Origin of the sequence: [Clostridium] aerotolerans DSM 5434, assembly GCF_000687555.1 — a bacterium.
In the GTDB taxonomy this organism is placed as follows: Bacteria; Bacillota; Clostridia; order Lachnospirales; family Lachnospiraceae; genus Lacrimispora; species Lacrimispora aerotolerans.
Map to the genome: position 1 here is coordinate 12,768 of NZ_JHWJ01000014.1, position 25,646 is coordinate 38,413.

Genomic DNA, 25,646 nt, shown 5'->3' on the forward strand with positions numbered 1-25,646 from the left:
CTTCGTTTTTTGTAAAAATACGTTGAAAATTCTATTCTGATTGGTCCTCGCTCATCTTTGATCCAGTGCTTATCCAGCGGAGGTACGCGTACATGAACTGGTCTAAAGAACCGTCTAATACGCTGTTTACATTGCCGGTTTCTGCATTGGTTCTATGATCTTTGACCATGGTATAAGGCTGCAGAACATAGGAACGAATCTGATTTCCCCAGCCGATTTCTGTCACATCGCCTCGAATGCCGGAAAGCTTCTCTGCATTCTCCTGCTGCTTTAACAGATAAAGCTTGGCCTTTAACATCTGCATTGCCTTGTCTTTATTCTGGAACTGGGAACGTTCATTCTGGCACTGAACCACGATTCCTGTAGGAATGTGAGTGATACGGATGGCTGAAGAGGTCTTATTGATATGCTGTCCACCGGCTCCACTGGATCGGTAGGTATCAATTCGTAAATCCTCATCGTTGACCTCCACATCAAGGTCCTCTTCAATGTCAGGCATGACATCACAGGAAACAAAGGACGTCTGGCGTTTGCCGGCTGCATTAAAGGGTGAGATTCTTACCAGACGGTGAACTCCCTTTTCTGATTTTAAATAGCCGTAGGCATTGATGCCGTTGACCTGAATGGTAACAGACTTAATGCCTGCTTCATCTCCGTCAAGATAGTCAAGGACTTCAATCTGAAAGCCTTTTTTCTCTGACCAGCGGCAGAACATACGGTAAAGCATGCTGCACCAGTCACAGGATTCGGTTCCACCAGCCCCTGCGTTTAACTTAAGGATGGCATTATGGTTGTCGTATTCCCCGGATAACAGGGTGCTTATCCGCATGGCCTCCAGCTTTTCCTTAAACTCACGAAGCATCTCTTCCACCTCGGGAACTAAGGAAGGATCATTTTCTTCATTTCCCATCTCTATCATGACGCCAATGTCTTCGTACTGCTGTTCTAATTCTTTATAACCGCCTACTGTATCTTTTAAATTCTTGGCAAGCTGAACGATCTTTGTAGATTTTTCCGGATCTTCCCAGAAGCCCGGTTCTTCCATGGATTTGTCCAGCTCATCGATTCTCTTTAACTTATTATCTAAGTCAAAGTGAATCCCTCACTTCCACTAATGGTTTTTGAAACGTTGATAATTCATATTTGTACTGATCTAACTCTACCACTGTGTCACCCACTTTCTGATTTTGATATTTATAAATATAAAATTGGGGCCCGCCCTTTCACAGGTGCGGACTCCAATCCTATAAAATACTATACTATTTTACGTCCGCAGCACTGTTTGTACTTTTTACCGGAACCGCATGGACATGGATCGTTTGGATAAACCTTTGCCTCTACCTTTTTCACAGGGGCTTTAGCTGCACTTTCATCCTTGTTGGTTCCTGTCACTTTGGCAGCAGGCTCTCTTTCGACTTTCTGCTCAACCCGAATATGGAAGAGGACTCTTACAGTCTCTTCACGGATGGCTGCTATCATCTCATCAAACATCTGATAGCCGTTCATCTTATATTCTACCAGAGGATCTCTCTGGCCATACGCCTGAAGGCCGATACTCTGACGAAGCTGATCCATATCGTCGATATGGGACATCCATTTATTATCGATTACTTTTAAGAGAATTACTCGCTCGATTTCACGAATCTGCTCTGCTTCCGGGAATTCAACTTCTTTGGATTCATAAAGCTTAATGGCTTCTTCCTTCAGCATGTGCTTTAATTCATTCTTACGGATCTTCTTATCTTCTGGAATGGTAATTGGCTTTAACGGAATTACGGAAAGAAGTAAGGTATTCAGTTCGTTTAAATCCCAGTCTTCCGGTGCCTGATCCTCTGTAATACAAAGGTCAACTGCATTTTCTACAATATCTGTCACCATCTTTAAGATGACGTCACGCATATTGTCTCCGTCTAATACTTTTCTTCTCTCGGCATAGATGACCTCACGCTGGTCGTTCATGACCTCGTCGTATTTTAAGAGGTTCTCACGAATTCCGTAGTTATTGGTCTCTATCTTCATCTGCGCTTTTTCAATGGCATTGGAGAGCATCTTATGCTCGATTTCCTCGCCTTCGGGCACACCAAGGGTATTGAACATGGTTACAAGTCGCTCGGAACCAAAGAGACGCATTAAATCGTCTTCCAGGGAGATATAGAATCTGGATTCACCTGGGTCACCCTGACGTCCGGCACGGCCACGGAGCTGATTGTCGATACGGCGTGATTCATGACGCTCGGTACCGATGATCTTTAAACCGCCTGCTGCTTTTGACTCGTCATCTAGCTTAATATCCGTACCACGGCCTGCCATGTTGGTAGCAATGGTAACTGCTTTGTGGACACCGGCATCGGCTACGATCTCAGCCTCCAGCTCATGGTATTTGGCATTCAGTACCTTATGAGCAATGCCGCGGCGCTTTAACATACCGCTGAGCATCTCGGATGTCTCGATGGTAATCGTACCAACCAGAACGGGCTGTCCCTTCTGATAAGCCTCTTCTACCTCTCTGCAAACTGCCTCAAACTTTTCTTTCTTTGTCTTATAAACGGCGTCTTCCCGGTCGTTACGTGCGATCGGACGGTTGGTTGGAATAGAAATAGCATCCATGCCGTAGGTATTACGGAATTCCTTCTCCTCTGTAAGAGCGGTACCCGTCATACCTGATTTCTTTGTATACTTATTAAAGAAGTTCTGGAAGGTAATGGTAGCAAGTGTCTTACTCTCTCTGCGCACATTTACATGTTCCTTCGCTTCAATGGCCTGATGAAGACCGTCAGAATAACGTCTTCCCGGCATGATACGTCCGGTAAATTCATCTACGATCAGTACTTCATCGTCTTTTACTACATAATCCTTATCACGGAACATCAGGTTGTTGGCACGGAGCGCAAGAATGATGTTGTGCTGGATCTCTAAGTTCTGAGGATCGGAAAGGTTTTCAATATGAAAGAACTGCTCTACCTTTTCCACACCCTGCTCGGTTAAGTTCACTACTTTATCTTTTTCATCGACTATGAAATCACCGGTTTCTGTAATTTCTTCGCCCATGATGGCTGCCATCTTGGAAAACTCAGCAGAAGCCTCACCGCGCTCTAACTGGCGGGCAAGAATGTCACAGACTTCATATAATTTTGTAGACTTACCACTCTGACCAGAAATAATAAGAGGTGTTCTGGCCTCATCGATCAGCACAGAGTCAACCTCATCAATAATACAGAAATCAAGATTTCTTAATACCATCTGTTCTTTATAGATGGCCATGTTATCTCTTAAATAATCAAAACCAAGTTCATTATTGGTTACGTATGTGATGTCACAATTATAAGCATCACGTCTTTCATCGGAGTTCATGGAGTTTAATACAACGCCTACAGTCATACCTAAGAACTCATGAATTCTTCCCATCCACTCCGCATCACGCTTTGCCAGGTAATCATTGACCGTTACGATCTGCACGCCATTGCCTGCAAGTGCGTTTAAATATGCCGGACAGGTAGATACCAGGGTTTTACCTTCACCGGTCTTCATCTCCGCAATACGACCCTGATGAAGAACGATACCACCGATTAACTGAACACGGAAATGTTCCATATTAAGAACTCTGCGTCCAGCCTCTCTTACGGTTGCAAATGCTTCAGGTAATATATCGTCAAGAGTCTCGCCTGCTGCCAGTCTCTCTTTAAACAGCTTTGTGTTGTTCTTCAGCTCTTCATCCGTAAGGGCTACCATAGTCGGACGGAGTGCCTCTATTTTATCCACAATGGGATGGATCAATTTTAATTCTCTTTCACTATGAGTTCCAAATATTTTCTGAACGAGGTTCATGTTTCATTCTCCTACTCTTCTTAACTATATACACCGTACAATCTTGTATATTGTAGCACTAACTCCTCTTTAATTCAACGAATTCATAAAAAATTAACATTCTGGTAATAATACCACCACATTCTGCCAGTTCTATTCAATTATTCCACGGCAAACAGCAGCAAAACCGGTGAAAATTATGGTTAACCTGACACATTGCACAAAAAACATGTTCGATTCTTTGATTTTCCACATTATCCACATCCGTCTATGTGCGTTTCCCCCATTTTTATCCCCACCATTTCCTCCCATAAAAGCGTAAAAAAACAGTTATACACCGAGTTATCCACATTATCCACATTTATTCTCCACAGATTACCAGTTTTCCCGAAAAGGTCTTGAAGTGGCTGATTTTTGTATACTTGTCATAAAATTTCCTTTTTCGACGGAAAATTCCATTTTTCCCTTGACTTTTTTTAAAGCCCATCTATAGTTTTTCAATAATTTGATAAAATATAAGTAGAGACATTTCACAAATAATTCACATCAATTATCTAAAAACTTTACAATCATATTGAATTATTCTCAAAAATGTGCTATACTATAACCATCTCAAGAAAAAGGAGCTGATGACTTATGCGTTTTATCATTACAGGAAGAAATATTGAGGTTACATCAGGTTTACGGGAAGCGGTTGAAGACAAGCTTGGAAAATTGGATCGTTTCTTTGCTCCTGCTACAGAAGCCACAGTAAGACTCAGCGTTCAGAAAGAAATTCAGAAAATTGAAGTAACAATTCCAGTGAAAGGACATATAATCAGGGCGGAAGAATCCAGTACAGACATGTACGTCTCCATCGATCTTGTGGAAGAGATCCTGGAACGTCAGCTGAAAAAATATAAGAACAAGCTGATTGACAAAAAGCAGAATGTCCCTTCTTTCTCAGAAGCATTTATTGAAGAAGAGAATTCATATGAAGATCATATTGAGATCGTAAAGTCAAAGAAGTTTGCAGTAAAGCCTATGGATTCTGAAGAAGCCTGTGTACAGATGGAGCTTCTTGGACATAGCTTTTACGTATTCTTAAATGCAGATACAGACGAAGTCAATGTCGTATATAAAAGAAAAGGCGGTTCTTACGGACTCATTGAACCAGAATTTTAATCATAATCATAAAGATATCAGCCAGGCAAAGCGCCTGGCTGATTTTTAGTTTACCTGAAGTCTTGTTAGGTAGCGTTCCACACTGGTGATGGCATTGGCACCATCGGATACCGCTGTGGATATCTGTCTTAACTGTTTGGTACGTACATCACCGACTGCAAAGATACCAGGTATGTTAGTCTCACAGTCTTCTCCTGCTTTGATGTATCCATGATCCATCTCCACCAGGCTGTTGAAAGCCTCGCTTTGAGGATTGATTCCTACGGCTATAAATACACCGTCCACGGCCAGCTTTCTGGTCTCGTCTGTATTGGCATTTCTTATTGTCAGAGATTCTACCTGATCTCCGCCTTCGATTTCATCGACTACGGTATCCCAGATGATTTCCACATTTTCCTGGTTAAACAGCTGGGTCTGAAGTGTTTTGGCTCCTCGTAACTGGTTTCTCCTATGAATTAAGTATACTTTCTTACACATTCTTGCTAAGAAAATTGCATCTTCAATGGCTACATCTCCGCCACCTACAACTGCAGCTACTTTGTTACGGAAGAATGCGCCGTCGCAGGTTGCGCAGTAAGATACGCCCATGCCGGTAAGTTCATCTTCTCCGATCACGCTTAATTTCCGGTGCTGTGCTCCGGTTGCAATGATTACGGATCTTGTCACATAGGTCCTCTCTTCTCCCACTACGGTAAACTCACCTTCAGCGGCTTCGATTCGAAGGACTTCATCATTAGAGAACTCTGCTCCCAGCTTTTCTGCATGTTCCCGGAACTTCATGCCCAGATCATATCCGTTGATGCCTGGAAGTCCAGGGTAATTATCCACTTCATAGGTGTTAAGTATCTGGCCTCCACTGGCCATCTCTTTTTCAATCACTATCATTTTAAGTTCTGCTCTTTTTCCATAAACCGCGGCAGTGAGGCCTGCCGGACCTGAGCCGATAATTACCACGTCATAGATTTCGTTCATATTTATCTACCTGCTTTCTGTTTCAATCTGATATAAATTTTCTCTGTTCTCATTATATCTTACAAACCCGGAAGTATGCAATGTCTGATATAAGAGAATCCTGTAAGTTATCAGGAGCCTTTTTGTGATTCTTGCATTGCTCCTTTTGATTTGGTAAAATATCCCTATATAATGAAAGAAAGGGGAATATTCATGTCCAGGAAAACTGTACTTATCACCGGCGCTTCCCGAGGAATCGGAAAAGCCATTGCCGTTAAATTTGCAAAAAAGGGCTATAATGTAGCCATCAACTGCCTGCACAATGAGGATCAGCTCCTGCAAACGAAAAAGGAACTGGAATCCTATCAGATCTCCTGCCTTTCCTACGTGGGTGACATGGGAGACGCAAGCCAGTGCAAGGAATTCTTTGACCGGGTCCGCAAACAATTTGGTACACCCGATGTTCTTGTTAACAATGCAGGGATTTCCTACATTGGTCTTCTCCAGGATATGAGCACGGAAGCCTGGGACCGGATCATTCGCACCAATTTAACTTCCGTTTTTAACTGCTGCCGCCTTGCTATCCCTGGTATGGTGGAAAAAAAATCAGGGAAAATCATCAATATCTCTTCCGTCTGGGGTGTGGCAGGCGCTTCCTGTGAAGTAGCTTATTCCGCCACGAAGGGAGGAATCAATGCCTTTACAAAAGCCCTTGCTAAGGAGCTCGCGCCCAGTAACATTCAGGTCAATGCCATCGCCTGCGGTGCCATCGATACGGAAATGAACCGTTTCTTGGAAGAGGACGAACTGATTGCCCTGATCGATGAGATTCCTACCGGAAGGCTTGGAAAAGCGGAAGAGGTAGCTGATCTGGTGTATCACCTTGGCTATAAAAATGCTTACCTGACCGGTCAGATCATCGGCCTTGATGGTGGGTGGATCTAGATACTGCTCTTTTGCCGGTATGTCTTTACGATCTAAGAAAGGCCTGCCGGCAGAACTTCTCGTTTGTACCATAGAAATTTAAGTTCCGGTGGTCTTTTATATAGTCCCATAGTAAATCATATGTTGCAATCCAACGGCTGGTACACAAAGTACAATATGGACAAAATAAATTGTATAAAATTAAACATTATACAATTATTATATAGTGATTACAGCAAAATGTCAACATCCTGCTCCTAATAAATAAAAAACGCCCGGAAAAAGATATTCTTCTTCCGAACGCCCTGATTTTCTTAAGCTTCTGGCTTTTCAATCTCAACGACTGCTGACTTCTGCATAGGTATTCTGCAGTTTTTATTATTTCCAAATTCAACAATTACAGTATCTTCTGTCATATCGATGATTACACCATAAAATCCGCTGGTTGTTAGTACGCTGTCACCTACGGCAATACTGGAAAGCATATCCTGCTGTCTCTTCTTTTCTTTCTTCTGTGGTCTGATTGCGATAAAGTACATAAAGCCAAAGATTACTGCGATGTAAAGAATCCAGAAACCCATGCCCATGCTGCCGCCTGTTGCTAATAACATAACCATTTCCTCCTTATATAACGATCCGCCAAAATGCTGCGGTATCTTGTCCAGCTTTTAGGATTGAGCTTCCGTCATTCCGGCAAGCTTTCTTTCCTTATATTCCCCATAACACTGATTGTCAATCGCGTCACGAATCTCTTCCATCATTGTATTATAAAAATACAAATTATGCAAGACACATAATCTCATGCCGAGCATTTCTTTTGCCTTTAAAAGATGTCTGATATAGGCTCTGCTGTAGGAACGGCAGGCCGGACACTGACAGCCTTCTTCAATCGGTTTGGCATCAAGCTCAAATTTGCTGTTAAACAGATTCAGCTTTCCTTTGTTGGTGTAGACATGTCCATGACGTCCGTTCCTTGAAGGATAGACACAGTCAAAGAAATCCACGCCCCGGTCAACAGCCTCTAAGATGTTTGCCGGTGTTCCTACGCCCATGAGATAAGTAGGCTTATTTTCCGGAAGATAGGGAACGGTTTCATCTAAAATCCGGTACATCTCGGAATGGCTTTCTCCAACAGCAAGTCCGCCAAGGGCATAACCATCTAAGTCCATGGCAGAAATGGTTTTTGCATGAGCGATACGGATATCCTCATAGGTTCCGCCCTGATTAATACCAAATAATAGCTGTTCTTTATTAATGGTCTCTGGAAGGGAGTTAAGCCTTGCCATCTCGGTACGGCAGCGCTCCAGCCATCTGGTGGTTCTGTCCACGCTGTTTTGCATATATTCCCTGGTAGCAGGGTGAGGCGGGCATTCATCAAAAGCCATGGCAATGGTTGAGCCAAGGTTTGACTGAATCTGCATGCTCTCTTCTGGTCCCATGAAGATCTTATGTCCGTCGATATGGGACTGGAAATAAACACCTTCTTCTTTTATCTTTCTTAATCCGGTTAAAGAGAACACCTGGAATCCGCCGGAATCCGTAAGGATGGGGCGGTCCCAGTTCATGAACTGGTGCAGGCCGCCAAACTGTCTGATCAGCTTATCTCCGGTACGTACGTGAAGATGGTAGGTGTTTGACAGCTGCACCTGAGTCTTTATCTCCCGTAAATCATCGGTGGATACAGCGCCCTTAATGGCTGCAACCGTACCTACGTTCATGAATACAGGGGTCTGAATGGTGCCATGGACTGTGGTGACCTCTGCCCGTTTGGCCCTGCCATCCTTTTTTATTAAAGTATACTTCATTGATAGTCCCTTACTTTTGTTTCTGAGTTTTCAGTTACACAGCGGGTAATTGATTCTTATTCTTCTGCCAGCGCAGCCTTGATCATGATGGAACATTCCACCCGCTTCTTTTCCATCTCGCATCCGATATCATATGCATCTGTAATATTGCCATGGAAGTTGTAGGAATTGGCTGCACAGCCGCCGCTGCAATAAAATCTTGCAAAGCAGTCCTGGCATTTGTCTTTTGCATATACGTTGCAAAGCTTGAATTCATCGCGTACTTTTGTGTTCAGCAGACCTTCGTCTACATTTCCAAGAAGGTAATCGTCCTGTCCTACGAACTGGTGGCAGGGATAGAAATCGCCCCATGGAGTTACCGCTAAATACTCGGTACCGGAACCGCAGCCGGCAAGACGCTTTGCCACACATGGTCCCTGCTGTAAATCAATATTAAAATGGAAGAAATTAAAGCCTCTGCCTTCCTTACGACGTTTGATGTATTCCACTGCAAGGTTATCGTATTCTTCAAGAATCTGAGGAATGTCCTCTTCCCGAATGGCATAATACTCTTCCGCCTGAGCCACTACTGGTTCAATGGACATGCTCTTAAAGCCTAAATCTGCAAATTCCAGAACGTCTTTGGCAAAATCCATGTTTTCTCTGGTAAAGGTTCCTCTGATATAATAATCCTTGTTTTCACGAAGCTTTGCAAATTTCTGGAACTTTGGTACGATTAATTCGTAGCTTCCCTTTCCGTTACGGAACGGACGCATCTTGTCGTTGACTTCCTTACGTCCGTCAAGACTTAATACCACATTGCTCATTTCCTTGTTGCAGAACTCCATGATCTCGTCATTTAAAAGAACGCCGTTGGTGGTCATGGTGAAACGGAAGTTCTTATTATATTCTTTCTCTTTTGAGCGTCCGTATTCAACAATCTGCTTAACAACTTCCCAGTTCATTAACGGTTCGCCGCCAAAGAAGTCTATTTCTAAGTTTTTGCGGTTGCCGGAATTTAAAAGAAGGAAGTCAATGGCCTTTTTTCCTACCTCAAAGGACATGAGAGCACGGCGGCCGTGGTATTCCCCTTCTTCTGCAAAGCAATACTGGCAAGCCAGGTTGCAGTCATGAGCAATATGTAAACAGAGCGCTTTTACCACTGTCTTTCTCTTCTTAAAATCTACCACATAGTCATGGTAAACATCTTTTGAAAATAATTCCCCTGCATCGATGAGATACTGGATTTCCTCTAATGCCTCTGCGATTTCGGCTTCAGGATAAGAATCCTTTAAACGGCTTATGACTGCCTCCGTTACCTGACCGGACAGCTTTTCCGGCTTTTCCATATCAGGAATCAGTTCCTTTGCTGCTGCCACTGCATCATACATCACCGCATCTACGGAATGGACTGCTCCGCTGTTGACATCCAAAATAATATGGAAGCCATTATTAATATATTGATGAATCACTTGTATTCTCCTAACTTTTAGAAAAAGGTTGACCCTTTGATTGATGTTAGGCAGACAAGCGAAGGAACCCCTACTGTCTTAAGACCGTAGGGGCATCTGCTTCTCTGCCTTATGGCTGTTCTATACAGTTTTAATTAGCGGTTGGTGTTCTCACAGCTCTGATTTCCTACTGTACAGGATGTTTTGCAGGCAGACTGACAGGAAGTCTGGCACTCGCCGCAGCCGCCTTTTTTCATAGATTCTTTTAATGTACTGGAACTTAATGTTTTAACGTGCTTCATAAACTTACACCTCCTGTATTTACATAATTCCTTGCGATTATACCACATGTTTTTTGACAGCGCAAGATGAATCGGCCCTGTAAAACCGGGGAAGATTGACTGAAATAGGCCAAACTCTTAGAATATACTCTACAGGGAGGGAATATACTGAACCATAAGACAAGATGTGAGGAGTAATCAAATGGAAAAATCAAAGCTTCAGGTCACACTTAGAAATCTGCTCATCTCCTACATACTGACCGGTATCCTGCTTGTTGTCCTGGCCTTGGCACTTTATAAATTTCAATTAAAGGAAGGCCAGATACGGCTGGGAGTCAATGCGGTCTACATTATTACCTGTCTCTTTGGCGGAATTCTCATGGGGAAAAGCATAAGACAGAGAAGGTTCTTCTGGGGACTTTTGCTGGGGCTGCTTTATTTTGTGGTCCTGCTTGCGGTCTCATTTCTTATGAGCAAAGGAATTAACGGCTCCATGAACCAGATTCTGACTACCATGGCCATCTGTGCTGCAAGCGGAACAGCGGGTGGAATGTTAAGTTAGAGTAGCAAAACAGCTCAGGCAGAGGAGCTGGTAGGGCTTTACATTAAAAATACGTCCTGAACCTATTTATTTAAATGGTGCAGACCACACCAGTGGAGGCACCAATTATATAAGTAAGGTCAGGACGTATTTTTATAATTTTAGCGATCCCGGAAGGTACGAATCAGTTCCACGATTAAGAAAATGGCTGCTCCCAGGAAAATAAAGATATCTCCAAGATTGAAAACCACCTTTTTCAGCTTTCCGAACTGAAGGCTGAAATAATCGACCACGTAGCCACGGACCAATCTATCGTATAAATTGCTGATCGCGCCTCCAAGTACGAGGGAAAAGGCAAGTTTATCTGCGATTCTTCCTTTTGATTTTAAAAGCCCGCCAAGCATTCCTCCCACAAAGGAAGCCACTGCCAGAGGTATCATCTGAACGACTTCAGGGCGGTTCTTTAGATAGCCGAAGGAAAATCCGGCATTGTGATTCTTATATAGAAGGACTTTTCCGTTGCTTCCCTTTAATTCCTTGGGAAACTGGGATTCCTCCTGTTCTTCGATGGAACTTTTTATAAAAAGGTCCACGGCTGCCAATAATGCGATAAGACCAACAAATATCATATCATACACTCCTTCCGCCTTTATTATCTCCAACTTTCAGGACATTTTATCCTTAGAATTTCATTCTTTCCGTTCTGTCAGCTTCTCATCTGTATGAACGGTCCTCCCTTTTTATCCAGGTAGGCTCTTGTTATGACAACGGAACCGATACTTGGGTCCTTTGGAATCTCATACATGATATCCAGCATGAAGTTTTCTATAATGGCGCGCAGTGCTCTTGCACCGGTCTTTTTCTTCATTGCCTCTTCTGCAATCCACTCCAGTGCCTCTTCTTCAAAGACAAGCTGCACCTCGTCAAGCTCCAAAAGCTTTTTGTATTGTTTTAAGATAGCATTCTTTGGTTCTTTTAATACGCGGATCAGAAGGTCTTTATTTAAGGATTCCAGAGTCACCGATATAGGCAGACGGCCTAAGAACTCTGGTATCATGCCGAACTTTCTTAAATCTTCGTTGGTCACCTGGAAAAGTATATTGGAATCTTTTTCATAACGGTCCTTTAATTCTGCGGAAAATCCCATGGAGGACTTTTCCTTTAGTCGTTCCTTAATGATATCCTCGAGATCCGGGAAGGCACCTCCACAGATAAAAAGTATGTTGTCGGTACGGACAGAGGTCATGGGGGTAAGGGCATTCTTTTGATTAGAGCCTACCGGAACCTCTACGGTGCTACCTTCTAAAAGCTTTAACAGCTCCTGCTGCACGGATTCCCCGCTGACATCACGGCTGCTGGTACTTTTTTTCTTGGCGATCTTATCGATTTCATCAATGAATATAATTCCCCGCTCTGCCTTGTCCACATCGTTGCCTGCGGCAGAGAGTAGCTTTGATACCACGCTCTCTATATCATCGCCTATGTAACCGGCTTCTGTTAATGAGGTGGCATCGGCAATGGCCAGGGGAACGTCTAACAGCTTTGCAAGGGTCTTCACCAGATAAGTCTTTCCGCTGCCGGTAGGACCGATCATTAAAATGTTGGATTTTTCAATCTGCACATTACCTTCTTCATCTGTCATTCCCTTTTCTGTTAAGTAAACTCTTTTATAATGATTGTAAACAGCCACTGAAATTACCTTCTTTGCCTGCTCCTGCCCAATGACGTATTCGTCAAGCTTTTGACGAATCACATGGGGAGCCGGGATATCCTTTAAACTGATTTCAGGCTTTGCTTCCTTGTCGGAACGTTTTTTAATCTTTTGTTTCTTGGGTATATCAAAATCCTGGCTATTCAGCTTTCCAAGATCATTTAAATTCAGATTCATATATGGCATGTTGGGAATCTTACTTAGATCAAATCCGCCCTGGGACACGGAATCAAATGCCTTTTGCATACAATCATGGCATAAATTCATGGAACCCGGCATGGAGATCATGGGTCCTGTTACTTGTTCCGATCTACGGCAGACGTAACAGAACTTTTCATACTCATCCTGTTCACTCTTTGTATCTTCTCCATCAGAGCCATGGACATTATTGTCTTCCATCTTCTCCTCCAGTATCTCTTTATCGTTCAATCTATGTTCTCCTTCTATCTGTAATTATATACTTCCCACAGGGATATTATAATGCATTTAAAACTCTCCTACAAGTGCGGACGGGGAATTTAGATTTTTTTAATGAATAAGAAAATGCGCTTTGCCTCAGCACGCCAGCTGATTCAAAACGCATCTTCTTATTGGTTTTATATCGGGTTAAGCCTCTGTAACTTTTAGCTTTGTGGCTGAGTTTCTGCCGGTCTCTTTCCAAGAGTGATGTCAACATTGCGTTCCACGTACTTACCATTTTCAAGGGACTGGACTGTGACTGAAATCGTGCTTCCGCCCTTATAATATTTTAACATACTGGTAAGGTCATCGTAGGTCTTAATGGACTGTCCGTCAAACTTGGTGATAATGTCCTTTTCCTTTAAATCAGACTTGCTGGCAGCGCCGCCTTCTACGATCTTATAGATGAATACACCCTGAGGCATACCAAGCTGCTGGCTGGTCGTTGCATCAATGTTCTTGCACTGGATTCCTAAATATCCCTGCTCTGCATCAGAGACCTGAGTTCTTGTGGTCTTTGTCATCAGGTTATCAAAAATTTCCTGTGCCTTTGAAATCGGGATTGCATATCCCATTCCTTCTACTTCGGTAGAAGAATATTTTGCTGAGTTAATTCCAATGACCTCACCCTGCATATTTAAAAGAGCACCACCGCTGTTACCTGGGTTAATGGCTGCATCGGTCTGGAGAAGATTCCGGTTTGTTCCGTCTTCTGTCTGAACAGCACGATCAAGTGCACTGATATAACCTACGGTAACGGACTGGCCATATCCAAGTGCATTACCAATGGCTACTACCCCCTGACCTACCTTTAAGGTATCGGAGTTACCAAGAGAGGCTATGGCTATTTTGGATAAGGTGTCAGAGGAAATATTCTTAAGGGGAACTGCAATCACTGCTAAGTCTGATTCTGCATCGGTGCCTTTGATGGCTGCATCCACGGCCTGCTGATCAATGAAGTTTACCTTTAAAGCTTCTGCTCCCTGTACCACATGGTTGTTGGTCACGATCAACAGCTCATCGTCGTTCTTTCCTACAATAATACCGGAACCGCTTCCTTCGCCTTCTCTCTGCATGGGTCCAAACCAGGTCTGACTTTCGTAGACTACTTTACTGGTTATGGCTACCACAGACGGCATTGCTTTATCTACAATCCCCGATACATCATTGGGAACGGTTAAACTTGAAGCATTGGCAGCCGGTACCGTCGACGAGGAAGAAACAGTTTCAGCCTTGTTGATCTCAACAGAATTATTATTGCCATAAGCTCCGGCTGTCCAGTTGATTCCTACCATGGTGCTTCCTGCAATGACTCCAAAGACGAGAGCGCTTCCCACCAGGGCTGCTGCTTTTTTTACCCCGCCACGTTTTTTACGAGGCTTAGGCTCTTTTTCCAGCGTCATCTGGTCCACAATTCTTTGATTCTGGTATTCCTGGTAATGTGGAATACTCTGGCTGGTCTTTGTTTCCTCTGGTTCCGGGTCCCTCATAATAAAGTTCGTTGTCATTGGTTCTACATTTTTATTTTCCTCAGGATTTAAATTGCCTGTGTCTTTATTTTCATCAAACATAAAATCTATCTCCTTTCACCTATACTTGTTATCGCTTTCATAATCACAGTCTATCAATGAATTGTGACCAATTTGTGATAAAAATATAGTTAATATGTGAAATGAGATAGATTTATCTGTTTCCTTATGCAGCTGGTGGTGCTGGTACTACCGGAGCTTCTGTATTTGCTCCGCCCGGGACAACATTACCCGGCTGGGTCTGGTTTGAATCTACAGGTCCGGTTGTATTTGATTTGGTCGTTTCAGGAGTCGTTGGCTGGGTAGCCGCAGTTGTCTCTTTTCCACCAGGTCCGTGAGAGACCGTCGTGGTCTCTGTGGTTCCACTTGACTGGGTTGGTTTTGTCTCCCCGGGTCTGGTAGAACCGCTTGAGGATTCCTGAGCCTTTGTCTCTCCTGGCTTTGTCTCCTTTGTCTCTCCGCTGCTGGTACCTGTTCCAGGGCCTTTGATCGGCTTACCATTCGCATCTGTTTCATAGGCAGAGCTTTCATGGAATGAGGTCTCCACCTCTTCCGTCGTTCTTACCTCTTTTGTTTCATTGTCTTCTTTTTTAGGCTTATCCTTGGTTGGCTTCGTAGAATCATCGCTATACTTACCGTCCTTATACATACCGGAATCGGCAGCAATCTTGGCACTGATCTTCTTCACCATCTCAGAAGGCTCATAGCTTTCCTTTCCAAAAAGGAACTTATGAAGGTCTGATACATTGGTAACCAGGGTCTGTGGAATGACGCAATCGCCCTTTTTGCCCATCTTCATATCGCCGCGGGTGAATGGGAAACCGCCGGTCTCACCGATGTGATATTTTCCAATATCTAATAAGAGCTCAGTAAAATCACCGAAGGTCAGGTTCGTTCCTACCTGCTCTACTTCCATTAAAAGAATCCGGTTCAACAGGCCTAAATCTGCTTTTTTTGCTTTTTCAAATGATTTTTGAATGACCAGACGCTGGCGTTCTGTTCTGGCATAATCTGTATCCATCTTTCTAAGTCTGGCGTAAGCAACGGCCTGAACACCATCTAAATGGTTTAAACCTGCTGATTTTAAATGAACGGAAGGTATTCCTGTTTTTTGAACGGTCTCTGTAATAAAGGAGTTAATATATTTGAATTCTGCCTTTGTAATATCGATATCAACGCCTCCCAGCATATTAATGCCGTCGGCAACTGATTTCCAGTTAAAGGTTACATACTCCTGTATATCCAGATCAAGGTTTTTATTTAAGGCTGCCAGGGCCTGGGAAGCGCCTCCGTTGGCATAAGCGGCATTAATCTTATTATAGGTAGTGCCTTCGTTTATATTCAGATATGTATCTCTAAATACCGAAACCAGTCGTATCTCTCCTGTGTCACGGTTGATGTTGCATATCATAATAACGTCAGCATTGGTTCCCTTGTTTACGTTACCGTCACGGCTGTCCACACCGAAAACCGCAATGGTACGGTACCCGGTCATGTGCTTCTTCTGCTCTTGGGACATCTCTTCATTCCGGACCTGGTCCTTATCAAAGTTATCGGGACGCTGAATGGAGCCCATGATTCTTGCCACATAAGCATAGGAAAAAATAAGGGCCAGAGTAAAGATCTCTGCAATCGCCATAATGATGATTCGTCTGATCTTTCGTTTCTTTCCGGTGGCTCCTGCTGCACGGCTGGAAGCGGTCGGTTTTTCCTGTCTTGGCGCTCTGGACTGCTGTCTGGTGCCGCCGTCACCGATGACGATCTGTCCACGGGACGGTGACTGGCTGTTTCCCTGAGTACCTCCAGAGGATTGTCTCTGACGGGATGGGTTCTGGCCTGTGGAACCTGTCTCTGATGATGACTGTGCCCGGCGAGTTGGCTGGCTGCCTCCGTTTTCCCTGTTATTCGTATGATAGGCACCGCGGCTTTGGCGGTCTTCAAAATCTTCGTAATCGTCATCCAGGTAGTAATCTCTATCGGACGGATCTGGTTTTGAATCGTAACCGCGTCTTGCCCTTTTCTTATTCTCACGGTTTAACTCATCATCAAATTCATTTTTCATCTAATTAACCTCATCCTAATCGTGTCGTATCCTATATCAGTACGCATTTTTATTAATAAACCCTTTGAACATAGTCAAAAACAGGATTTTAAAATCAAATCCAAGGGTCCAGTTTTCGATATAGTATAAATCATGCTCAATTCTCTTGGTAATGGAAGTATCTCCCCTTAATCCATTGACCTGCGCCCAGCCGGTAATTCCGGGGCGTACCTGATGCTTGATCATATATCTTGGAATCTCTTCTTTAAATTTCTCAACAAACAAAGGTCTCTCCGGCCTTGGGCCGACTAAACTCATATCGCCCCGAAGAACGTTGATGAACTGGGGCATCTCATCTATGCTTGTCTTTCTTATGAACCGGCCCACAGGGGTCACCCTGGAATCATGAGGGGTTGTCCATTTGGCTTTTTCCTCAGACGGGGCCTGGACCACCATAGAACGGAACTTATACATATGAAATGGCCGGTTGTGTAATCCCACCCGCTCCTGTTTATAAATGAGCGGACCTGGAGCTGTCAGCTTAATCAGGACCACAGTCAGAAGCATAACAGGGGAAAACAGGATCAGTGCAACCGCTGCACCTACAATATCTACGGCTCGTTTTGCCAGCGCATTCACCGTATCCGTAAGAGGAACTCTTCGGATATTGACCACTGGAAGTCCCTGTAAGTCCTCAATAAAAGGTCTTGTTGGGATCATGTTGTTATAATCGGGGATAAATTTTGTATGGACTCCTGACTTTTCACAGGAAGCCACTATTTTTTCTAAGTTGGCATATTCGCTGATACTTAAAGTGATTGCAATTTCATCAAGAGAGTTTAAGGCCAGAATCTCATCTAAATCCTTAATCTTTCCTATCACATTAATGCCTTTGTATCCGGTTCCCCATTCTTTTTTATTGTCCAGAATTCCTTTGACCTGATATCCCCATTCCGGGTTTAAACGCACCCGGTCAATAAAGCCTTCTGCCGCACGGCTGTAGCCGATTAAAAGAATGTGTTTCTGGTTATAGCCCTTGGAGCGCATGGAACGCAGTATGCTTCGAATCGAATTCCGCTCGATGGTCTCCAGTATAATGTTGATGGCAAAGAAGTAAAATACCATCCTTGTGGAAAACTCACGGAAAAATGGATTCTTCTTAATCAGAAACAGGATTAATATAAAGATGAGCACTCCCAGTACATTAGCCTTTAATATATTGGCAAATTCATACCGGCTCTCCTGTACTCTTTTGGGAGCATAAAGCTGAAAGACTCCGTAAAGCAAAAGATAGGTGGGCAATATTACTATAAGTGCTGCAAAATAGTACTGTGGTGCCAACACCTGCTTATCCGGGCTGAACAACCGGTTGCCAAGCAAAAGAAAGAGCCAGGCAATAACATAGGAAAGGATGATGACCAGCCCATCCAGTACTACATGAAATCCATTAAATTTTTTCTGATTATCCTTTATCATAGCAGCAAACCTTCCAATCGTGCATTGCACCATACTTCTCCATGATAATTTCCCGTTTATTATACATGATATGTTCTTATAGTGCTATAAAAAATTTCTTAATAAGACCTGTCAATTTTTAGTTTTCTTCTTAAAAATTCCCAAACATACAGGAAAGTGCCAAAAATCAGCTCACCTTCGATTTTAACGTAGTTCTTAAGCCGGGACATCTGAAACCTTACTTTTTTTGTGGTATGGGCAGTTTTAAGACCTTCCTTTAAGCCTTCCACATAGTCGGATTCAAATCCAATTTTCTTGAAAAACATGTATTTCACACATATTCCAATAATAATAGGAAAGAGATTCATAAGAAGCTGTAAAAACGGCATATTCTTATAATTTAAATAAATATTATTTCTGGCAGCCAGTTTTACCTTAAAGGAATTATACTTGGAACCGCTGGTGCCGCTGCCTACGTGATAGACCACTGCACTGGGGCAGTAAACATTATCATAGCCGTATATCTTCGCCCGGTATCCCACGTCAATGTCTTCCAGATAAGCAAAATGAGCTTCATCAAAACCACCGATCTCGTCAAATACCTCTCTTCGGTAGATGGCAGCTCCGGCGCAGGCGGCAAATACATTCCGGGGCTTTTTATATCCCTTAATGCTTTGTCCCACTCCTCTTTGATAGGCCCAGCCAAGGACGCTGTACATATCTCCCGCATCATCCATAAGGTCCTTATGATAAAGCTGGATCATCTTACTGCTTGCGGAAAATATCTTTTTGGAGCTGTCCATGGTGCGTACCAGCTCCCTTACATAATCCGGTTCCGGCTCTGTATCATTGTTAAGAAGAATCACATACGGAGTTTTTGACTCCTTAATTCCTACATTCACAGCTCCGGAAAATCCAGTATTTTCCTTTAAGAATATTGATGGAATATTACGTTCCTTCAGCCATTCCACACTGCCGTCTGTGGAACCGTTATCCACCACAAGAAGCTCAAAGTTTTTATCACTTTGAGTTTCCAGCGCTTTCATACACGGTTCCATAAATTTAAGACCATTATAATTTGGAATAATGATGGTTACTTTTTTTAGCATCTCATACCTCAAGTTGATAGGGCTCTCCGATTTTTTCCTTCCGCAGGTCGCGAAGGGCAAAATTAGATTTGCGCAGGGTCAGATTCGGATTGTAGTAAGGATCTCCGTCTCTTAAAATATCCGGCCATTTATCAGAGAATTTCTTGATTTCCCGGTTAAAACGGGCTACCTTTTCCGGTGTGTCCTCAAGTCCTCTGGACTTAGATTCGTAATGATAAAAGAGGGCGTATGGGGCATAAACCACCAGTTTATCCAAAGAGCGGATCTTCATGCAGTAATCAATGTCATTAAAGGCAACGGCCAGGTCCTCGGAAAAACCTCCTACCTGATCAAACAGGGACCGTTTGCTCATCATACAGGCTGCTGTTACCGCACTGTAATTTCTGGCGCACATGGCCTGGTTAAAATAGCTGCTTTCTGACTTATGAAGGCCGATAAAGGTATGACCTGCAATTCCTCCAAAACCAACCACAACTCCAGCGTGCTGAATGGTATCATCGGAATAAAGGAGTCTGACACCTACGATTCCTACCTCATCTCTCTGACAGAATCCAAGCATTTCGGTAATGCTGTCTGGATTAATGATTTCGGTATCGTTATTTAAAAACAGAAGATATTCTCCTTTGGCAAAGGTGACACCAAAGTTATTGATGGCAGAATAATTAAACTCCCGTTCCCATTTCACTACATGGACAAAATCAAATTCTTTTTGAATCTTCTCATAGTAGTCAAAGGTAGCAGAATCTGCGCTGTTATTCTCCACCACAATAAATTCAAGATTCTTATAGGTAGACTTTTCAATGATGGAGCGCATGCAAAGATCCAGATCCTGAGAATGATCCTTGTTGGGGATAATAACAGAAACAAGTGGATCTCCCGTGATTTCAAAGGTGGAATGATAAATACCGTAATCAATGCCTTTTTCAACGGAAACTGCCTTCACACCAATCCGGTCATAATGAGCTTTCACCGCTCTTGCTCCCGCTTCAAAGGCATAAAGCTTACTCTCCGGGTTGCTGGCTGTGGAGTTTTGATGACAGCGCCAGTGATAAAGAGCCTTTGGTACGTGATAGATCTTTCTTGCTTTTTCCGTACAGCGAAGGATAAAGTCATAGTCCTGAGCGCCATCGTATTCTTCCCGGAAGCCTCCTACTTCTAATAGAAGCTCATGGTTCACTACGAATAAATGACAGATATAATTAACGCTGGTCAAAAGGTCCGGATTAAAGTCTGGCTTAAAGTGAGGCTCAAATAATTCTCCTCCATCGATATCCAGCTTATCTTCGTCCGTATAGACCACGTCGATTTCAGGGTCGGAATTGATTGCTTTTACACATTCAAACAAGGCATCAGGAGCCATGGTATCATCGTGATCGGCCAATACAATAAAATCTCCCGTAGCCATCTCAATAGCTGCGTTTGTATTTCCTGAGATACCTTTATTCTCTCCAATTATCACATATCGGATTCTTTCATCTTTCATGGCGTAGCGTTTTAAGACCCGCTCTGCACTTTCTCCCCTGGGACTTCCGTCCGCTACACAAACTTCCCAGTTATCATAGGTCTGTGCTAAAAGAGAATCAAGCATGGCAGCTAAAAAGCGCTCTGGTGTCTTATAGGCAGGTATGACCACGGACATCTTTGGAGTATAATCAAAAATAAATTTTCTCTGTGCATTCAGCTCTTCTTCCGTTGGTTTTGTCAGCTCGTACCACTCCGGATAATCATAATCGCTGTCAATGCCCTGAAGCTTGTGTCTTGATTTAATCAGGAATGCTTTTAACCCATTTTCCTTTAAGAAATCGGCCGCAGACTGGAAGGTCTGGGCATTCATCATGCTCTTTAGCTTCATGGATTTTTTATGGGCAGAGCTGTTCTGCTTTTCAATGATCTGGGTATTCAGCTTTACCCGGACGGTTTTACCATCGCATGCAATCTGAAGAATCCGGTCCTCGTTGTCTTCTCTTACATAAGGAATGCGTATGTCAAAACCAAGATCCTCTGAAACTACATTCTTAAAATAAATCTGGCTCACATCATCTCTGCGGACTGGGACATATTTAAATTCCATCTCCTGATCCTGACCGTCAAATACCTTTACTTCCACCTTGGAACCAGGATTTTTTCCGATTACCCAACCATTTAATACAATGGAATTTTCACGGATTCTTGCTACGTCTATCTTATATTTCATCTCTGTTACCATCCTCCATAGAGGCTGCTGTCAAAAGCATATCCTCCTCCGGGCCATATTCTTTTCCGGATGTAAAATTAATTCTCTCTTCTTCTATGACAAGAGGGCGCTTCATAATACGGGCGTTCATGGTGAGAATGTATTCTCCCACCAGACCGATAAAAAATATCTGAACGGACCCAAGAAAGAACATGCCGATCAAAAGTGGTGCCGTGCCGGCAGGGAAACGATCCCAATAAATCAGCTTTAAAACCAGATAAATTAAAGCTACCAGCATGCTTGCAAAGCAGCAGATGCTTCCGAAAATAGTAGCGATCCGCAGTCCCACCTTTGTGTAGGACGTAATGCTTAACATGGCTGCATCATACAGGCGGTAAAAGTTATTGCTGGTTTTTCCAGCCCGTCTCTTTGGCTGCTCATAGGGAACTTCTTTTCTCCGGAATCCAAGCTCTGCCACGATTCCACGAAGAAATGGGGTGGGATCGTCCAGTTCCCGCATTACTTTGATGAATTTGGCATCATAAAGGCCGAAGCCGGTAAAATGCTCAATCTGCTCCACATCGGAAAGCTTTTTGATGCATTTATAATAACAGCTTCGAAGCCAGTACATGATCTTATTTTCTTTGCTGGATTTCTTGATTCCAATGACTATTTTATAACCGCTCTCCCATTCCTTCACGTACTTTGGAATCATCTCCACGGGATCCTGGAAATCAGCCGCCATAAGGATGGTGGCATCTCCGGTGGACTGGAGCATGGCGTAATAGGGGGAATTGAACTGACCAAAGTTCTTGGCATTGAAAATGCCCTTTACTCCCTGATCCGCCTTACAGAGGGAACGCACGATATCTCTTGTCCTGTCCTTGGAATCATTGTCTATAAATATAATCTCGTAGCAATATTCCGGAAGTTCCTTTTGGAAGGTACCGGTGATTGCCTGATATAGGGCCTCTACATTTTCTTCTTCGTTGTAGCAGGGAACTACGATGCTAATTGTTTTCATACGTTCACTTCCAATCTATCTGAACCATTGCTTTTATTAAATCCCGGGGCTTATCCTTCATCATCTGAAGGGCTGTTTCCACCTCGCTTAAGCCGTAAAGCTTGTGAGTTACCAGCTTCTCCGGATTGATTCTTCCGTACTGAATCATCTTTAAAAGCCGTTCGATCCGGTTTCTTCCGCCCTTTGCAAGCTCGGTATGAATGGTTTTTCCTGCCATACCCCGGCCGCCTGAAAATTTAGGAAATGCAAGGCTTCCCGTTCCCCCGTAATAATTTACATTGGAGATGGTTCCGATGCCGTATCTTGCCATATCAACTGCCTGGGTAAATACCTCGTCTCCGCCTCCGCAGAGAATCACTCCATCTGCCCCAAGACCGTTTGTCCGTTCCAAGACCTGATCTACAATATCACCGTCCCGGTAGCTTAACACCTCTGTGGCTCCGAATTCCTTAGCAAGCTCTACGCATACGGGTCTGCTTCCAACGGCAATAATTCTGGCTGCCCCTAAGTGACGGGCTCCTTCCACTGCCATTAGACCAATGGGCCCGATTCCCATGACCACAACGGTATCACCGATCTTGATGTCTGCAAATTCTGCCCCGGTAAAGCCTGTGGTCACTACATCCACACACATCAGGGCCTGCTCCAGGGAAACACCTTCCGGTATTTTAGCCAGTGTAGTATCCGCATCTGGAATCAGGAACTTTTCTGCAAAGACTCCTGGCATGGAACGTCCCAGCTGATGACCGGAGAAAGGCGCGGAAGCATGCTTATAATTCCCTTCCTGAATGCCAGCTGCCCGCCAGTCCGGAGTAATGGCAGGAACCGCAACCACATCCCCTGGCTTAAAATCAACGACCAGCTCTCCTACCTCTAAAACCTCGGCAACGCATTCATGACCAAGAATTAAATTAGGCGCCTTTCTTGAGCCTCCCCCATATACGGTGTGAACATCCGAAGAGCATGGGGTGACTGCGATGGGGCGCAAAATGGCTCCATAAGGAGTGAGGGTTGGTTCCGGTGCATCATACCAGCCTACTTTTCCCGGTTCGATTAAAACAAAAGCTTTCATAGGTTATACTTATATCCTTTCCAGATGATTGGATTTCAATGCCAGTATTTCCACATCCCGTCCAAATTTTTCCTTTATAATACCTGCAATCTCCTCCGTATAGCCAGGTGCCACGATTAATATGGCATCCACAGGGTCAGTCATAAAATGCTCTGACGGCACAATGGGAAGATGAGAGGCTGGTGCATATTTTCCCTGCTTAAAGGGAGCCGAGTCTATCATATACTCTGCAAATGCTCCGATTTTCGTGGTAGAAGCCAGTGTAAAGCCCTGATGGCTGGCTCCCCAGACTGCAAGACGTTTTCCGCCTGCCTCCAGCTCCTTAATAAGCTGATCCATCTCACTGCCGATGGTATCCTGGCTTTTTATGAGCCCTGATACGTCTATCTTGACAGCCTTCTTATCATCTTCTCTTTTCGCTGGCTGCTTTTTCTTTCTCACAATGACAGAAAGGGTATCCCGGTTGATTATCTCTTCTTCCAGAACTTCAAACCCTGCCTCCTCCACAGTATAGCGAAGGGTATCAAAGGTATAATAAGCCAGATGATCCCGGATCAGCTCATAATAGCCGTCATACTCCAGAATGTATTCTAGGCTTGGCACCGTAATTAATCCAATGCCCTCTTCCTGTAAATTATCCGCCAGACAGCGGAGCATGGAAATCGGATTCGGCTGATGCTCTAAAAAATTAAAGGAGAGGAATCCGTCATAGGGACCCTTTACACTTCCATCACCAGGAGCAAGAATCTCTCCTTCTTTAGCAAACTGCTTCCAGACATTTAAGCCCTTTTCCTTTGCCATGGCCACAAGAGGTTCCCTGTTTTCTATGCCATAAGCCTCAACCGGGAAGTTTGACAGCACGGAAAGAAATTCTCCCTGACCGCATCCTGCTTCAATCAGCTTCTTACCTTCCAGATGATAGGTTTCTATTAAATGACGATACTGACGGGTTCTTAAATTCACCATGGTGGTGCTGTAGCCGCCAGACCGGATTACGTCCTTATAATATTTCACAGGCTGGCAGTCAAACTGAACCAGACCGCAGCTACTACACTTACAAAGGTTAAGAGATATTCCCTTCTCCTCCATAAGCTCTTCCTTTGAAGGTATGTCCTGAGCAGAAGCTGGCATTCCCTCCAGAACCATCAGGGGCTCTTCTGTCAAAGGGCTGCCGCACACAATACAAATCTTATCTCTCATACCATAAAAATCCCTTCCTGTCAATATTTTTCCTCTTCATGGGTCTTTAAAATCCCTTCCCGGAAGTTGACATAAGGCTTAAAACCAGTAGCCCCTATGAGTTTCTTAATATCGGGAATGAGATTTGCGGGACCTTCTGCATTGGGCTTTCTTCTTCCGTAGCTGTAGCTTCCGTGAGAGCCTAACACCTCATACATGGTTCGGATATACTCTCTTAGCTGTCTGTTCTCTTCCTCTGGTCCTGCCACATTATAAATTCCGGAAGCCGATCCTTTTTCCTGTTCCATTAAAAGTTTCAGCGCCCGGATGCAATCGTCCAGATATAAGAAATTCCACATTTGGGTGCATTCCCCCAATGATATATATTCCCCGCGGGAAAATGTCCGGATACAGCTTTCCACCAGAGACCAGGGGTGATCCCCAGGACCGTAAACGCTGAAGATTCTGGCATGGATATATTCCATATCAGCAATTCCCTGCTGCCTCCAGCCTTCCGTCTGCTCCATTGCCCGATTTAAAAACTGAAGCTTTGCCTTTCCGTATTCGGATACTGGTCTGCACTCCGTTTCTTCAGTCATGGCATCCTGATGGATTCCATACTCTGCCTGGGAGCCGCTGAAAAGAAATCGGCGGCAGCCTAAGCGTCTGGCTCCTTCTAAAGCCTTCAGGGAGTCATCCACATTCTTCTGCTGGACCTCTCCCTTTAACCGGTTTTCACTTCCTGAACCATCCCAGCCAAAATGATAAAATGCCTGGCATTCTTCATCAATGGCCTGATTCAGTTCATGAAGCTCCTCTAAATTACGTTCTATTATGATAAGCCCGTTCCGGTCTTCTTTCAGACTGCTTCTGTTCTTAGAGCCCGGACGGACAACTGCGTACACTTTATTTCCGTCTTCCAATAACTGATCCACCAACGCTCTTCCTAAAAAGCTGGTGGCTCCTGTTACAACTGCATTCAAGGTGCTTCCTC

General features: G+C 43.9%; 21 protein-coding genes. 3 read left to right on the forward strand and 18 right to left on the reverse strand.

Features of this window, described 5'->3' with window-relative positions:
• Positions 1-31: 31 nt before the first annotated feature.
• Together prfB and secA are read right to left on the reverse strand one after the other, a co-directional pair.
• Positions 32-1,166 (reverse strand): peptide chain release factor 2 gene (gene prfB, locus T546_RS0117155; protein WP_156951359.1). Its coding sequence is split into 2 segments (ribosomal slippage): positions 32-1,090 and positions 1,092-1,166, totalling 1,134 coding nucleotides; the frame shifts between segments, so codons are not numbered across the junction.
• A gap of 88 nt (positions 1,167-1,254) precedes the next feature.
• Positions 1,255-3,825 carry a preprotein translocase subunit SecA gene (gene secA / locus T546_RS0117160; RefSeq protein WP_026892681.1) on the reverse strand — a complete coding sequence of 857 codons (2,571 nt, stop codon included), beginning with the start codon at positions 3,823-3,825 and terminating at the stop codon, positions 1,255-1,257.
• A 615-nt stretch (positions 3,826-4,440) separates the two neighbouring features.
• On the opposite strand from secA, the gene hpf reads away from it, so the two are divergent.
• Positions 4,441-4,968 (forward strand): ribosome hibernation-promoting factor, HPF/YfiA family, encoded by a 528-nt coding sequence (hpf, locus tag T546_RS0117165; protein ID WP_026892682.1) that lies wholly within the window; start codon positions 4,441-4,443, stop codon positions 4,966-4,968.
• 45 nt (positions 4,969-5,013) lie between these two features.
• On the opposite strand, the gene trxB is transcribed toward hpf, so the two are convergent.
• The gene (trxB, locus tag T546_RS0117170; RefSeq protein WP_026892683.1) at positions 5,014-5,940 is read right to left on the reverse strand and encodes a thioredoxin-disulfide reductase; all 927 of its coding nucleotides are present in this window, start codon (positions 5,938-5,940) and stop codon (positions 5,014-5,016) included.
• Between the two features lie 192 nt (positions 5,941-6,132).
• Between trxB and ymfI the strand changes: the two genes are divergently transcribed.
• Positions 6,133-6,864, forward strand: coding sequence for an elongation factor P 5-aminopentanone reductase (gene ymfI / locus T546_RS0117175; protein WP_026892684.1), 732 nt, complete (start codon positions 6,133-6,135; stop codon positions 6,862-6,864).
• Between the two features lie 293 nt (positions 6,865-7,157).
• On the opposite strand, the gene yajC is transcribed toward ymfI, so the two are convergent.
• The 4 genes from yajC to scfA form a co-directional block, all read right to left on the reverse strand.
• The gene (gene yajC, locus T546_RS0117180; RefSeq protein WP_084326498.1) at positions 7,158-7,454 is read right to left on the reverse strand and encodes a preprotein translocase subunit YajC; all 297 of its coding nucleotides are present in this window, start codon (positions 7,452-7,454) and stop codon (positions 7,158-7,160) included.
• Positions 7,455-7,511: 57 nt separating this feature from the next.
• Complete coding sequence (gene tgt, locus T546_RS0117185) at positions 7,512-8,648, reverse strand: tRNA guanosine(34) transglycosylase Tgt (protein WP_026892686.1); 1,137 nt, start codon at positions 8,646-8,648, stop codon at positions 7,512-7,514.
• 56 nt (positions 8,649-8,704) lie between these two features.
• A complete protein-coding gene (gene scfB / locus T546_RS0117190) occupies positions 8,705-10,099 on the reverse strand; it encodes a thioether cross-link-forming SCIFF peptide maturase (RefSeq protein ID WP_026892687.1) in 1,395 nt (464 codons plus the stop codon).
• A gap of 134 nt (positions 10,100-10,233) precedes the next feature.
• Positions 10,234-10,380 carry a six-cysteine ranthipeptide SCIFF gene (scfA, locus tag T546_RS23855; protein WP_034599788.1) on the reverse strand — a complete coding sequence of 49 codons (147 nt, stop codon included), beginning with the start codon at positions 10,378-10,380 and terminating at the stop codon, positions 10,234-10,236.
• A 181-nt stretch (positions 10,381-10,561) separates the two neighbouring features.
• Between scfA and T546_RS0117200 the strand changes: the two genes are divergently transcribed.
• On the forward strand, positions 10,562-10,921 hold the full coding sequence (locus tag T546_RS0117200) for a TIGR04086 family membrane protein (RefSeq protein ID WP_024837298.1): 360 nt from the start codon (positions 10,562-10,564) through the stop codon (positions 10,919-10,921).
• Between the two features lie 140 nt (positions 10,922-11,061).
• Here the strand turns inward: T546_RS0117200 and T546_RS0117205 are convergent, their stop codons facing one another.
• From T546_RS0117205 to T546_RS0117255, 11 genes are all read right to left on the reverse strand, one after another.
• Positions 11,062-11,529: a signal peptidase II gene (locus tag T546_RS0117205; RefSeq protein ID WP_026892688.1), complete on the reverse strand. Its 468-nt coding sequence runs from the start codon at positions 11,527-11,529 to the stop codon at positions 11,062-11,064.
• A 77-nt stretch (positions 11,530-11,606) separates the two neighbouring features.
• Positions 11,607-13,022: an ATP-dependent Clp protease ATP-binding subunit ClpX gene (gene clpX / locus T546_RS0117210; protein ID WP_026892689.1), complete on the reverse strand. Its 1,416-nt coding sequence runs from the start codon at positions 13,020-13,022 to the stop codon at positions 11,607-11,609.
• A gap of 212 nt (positions 13,023-13,234) precedes the next feature.
• Positions 13,235-14,641, reverse strand: coding sequence for a S1C family serine protease (locus tag T546_RS23860; RefSeq protein WP_034599790.1), 1,407 nt, complete (start codon positions 14,639-14,641; stop codon positions 13,235-13,237).
• A gap of 124 nt (positions 14,642-14,765) precedes the next feature.
• On the reverse strand, positions 14,766-16,661 hold the full coding sequence (locus T546_RS23865; protein WP_051629929.1) for an LCP family protein: 1,896 nt from the start codon (positions 16,659-16,661) through the stop codon (positions 14,766-14,768).
• Positions 16,662-16,697: 36 nt separating this feature from the next.
• Positions 16,698-18,116: an undecaprenyl-phosphate glucose phosphotransferase gene (locus T546_RS0117225; RefSeq protein WP_026892690.1), complete on the reverse strand. Its 1,419-nt coding sequence runs from the start codon at positions 18,114-18,116 to the stop codon at positions 16,698-16,700.
• A gap of 98 nt (positions 18,117-18,214) precedes the next feature.
• A complete protein-coding gene (locus T546_RS0117230; RefSeq protein WP_026892691.1) occupies positions 18,215-19,204 on the reverse strand; it encodes a glycosyltransferase family 2 protein in 990 nt (329 codons plus the stop codon).
• A gap of 1 nt (position 19,205) precedes the next feature.
• A complete protein-coding gene (locus T546_RS0117235; RefSeq protein ID WP_026892692.1) occupies positions 19,206-21,398 on the reverse strand; it encodes a glycosyltransferase family 2 protein in 2,193 nt (730 codons plus the stop codon).
• Entirely contained in the window at positions 21,388-22,401 is a 1,014-nt protein-coding gene (locus T546_RS0117240; protein ID WP_026892693.1) for a glycosyltransferase family 2 protein, read from the reverse strand. The genes T546_RS0117235 and T546_RS0117240 overlap by 11 nt, the downstream gene beginning before the upstream one ends.
• Before the next feature lie 4 nt (positions 22,402-22,405).
• Positions 22,406-23,473, reverse strand: a complete 1,068-nt coding sequence (locus T546_RS0117245; RefSeq protein WP_026892694.1) for a zinc-binding dehydrogenase — start codon at positions 23,471-23,473, stop codon at positions 22,406-22,408.
• Positions 23,474-23,482: 9 nt separating this feature from the next.
• Entirely contained in the window at positions 23,483-24,673 is a 1,191-nt protein-coding gene (locus T546_RS0117250; protein WP_026892695.1) for a class I SAM-dependent methyltransferase, read from the reverse strand.
• A 20-nt stretch (positions 24,674-24,693) separates the two neighbouring features.
• Positions 24,694-25,635 (reverse strand): NAD-dependent epimerase/dehydratase family protein, encoded by a 942-nt coding sequence (locus tag T546_RS0117255; RefSeq protein WP_026892696.1) that lies wholly within the window; start codon positions 25,633-25,635, stop codon positions 24,694-24,696.
• Between the last annotated feature and the right edge of the window lie 11 nt (positions 25,636-25,646).

Coding starts and splice junctions, on each gene's coding strand:
- secA (WP_026892681.1), bottom strand. CDS start 3,825: ATGAACCTCGTTCAGAAAATATTTGGAACTCATAGTGAAAGAGAATTA.
- T546_RS0117235 (WP_026892692.1), bottom strand. CDS start 21,398: ATGAAATATAAGATAGACGTAGCAAGAATCCGTGAAAATTCCATTGTA.
- ymfI (WP_026892684.1), top strand. CDS start 6,133: ATGTCCAGGAAAACTGTACTTATCACCGGCGCTTCCCGAGGAATCGGA.
- trxB (WP_026892683.1), bottom strand. CDS start 5,940: ATGAACGAAATCTATGACGTGGTAATTATCGGCTCAGGTCCGGCAGGC.
- T546_RS23860 (WP_034599790.1), bottom strand. CDS start 14,641: ATGTTTGATGAAAATAAAGACACAGGCAATTTAAATCCTGAGGAAAAT.
- T546_RS23865 (WP_051629929.1), bottom strand. CDS start 16,661: ATGAAAAATGAATTTGATGATGAGTTAAACCGTGAGAATAAGAAAAGG.
- T546_RS0117240 (WP_026892693.1), bottom strand. CDS start 22,401: ATGAAAACAATTAGCATCGTAGTTCCCTGCTACAACGAAGAAGAAAAT.
- T546_RS0117250 (WP_026892695.1), bottom strand. CDS start 24,673: ATGAGAGATAAGATTTGTATTGTGTGCGGCAGCCCTTTGACAGAAGAG.
- T546_RS0117225 (WP_026892690.1), bottom strand. CDS start 18,116: ATGATAAAGGATAATCAGAAAAAATTTAATGGATTTCATGTAGTACTG.
- T546_RS0117205 (WP_026892688.1), bottom strand. CDS start 11,529: ATGATATTTGTTGGTCTTATCGCATTATTGGCAGCCGTGGACCTTTTT.
- scfA (WP_034599788.1), bottom strand. CDS start 10,380: ATGAAGCACGTTAAAACATTAAGTTCCAGTACATTAAAAGAATCTATG.
- yajC (WP_084326498.1), bottom strand. CDS start 7,454: ATGTTATTAGCAACAGGCGGCAGCATGGGCATGGGTTTCTGGATTCTT.
- tgt (WP_026892686.1), bottom strand. CDS start 8,648: ATGAAGTATACTTTAATAAAAAAGGATGGCAGGGCCAAACGGGCAGAG.
- T546_RS0117200 (WP_024837298.1), top strand. CDS start 10,562: ATGGAAAAATCAAAGCTTCAGGTCACACTTAGAAATCTGCTCATCTCC.
- T546_RS0117230 (WP_026892691.1), bottom strand. CDS start 19,204: ATGCTAAAAAAAGTAACCATCATTATTCCAAATTATAATGGTCTTAAA.
- hpf (WP_026892682.1), top strand. CDS start 4,441: ATGCGTTTTATCATTACAGGAAGAAATATTGAGGTTACATCAGGTTTA.
- T546_RS0117245 (WP_026892694.1), bottom strand. CDS start 23,473: ATGAAAGCTTTTGTTTTAATCGAACCGGGAAAAGTAGGCTGGTATGAT.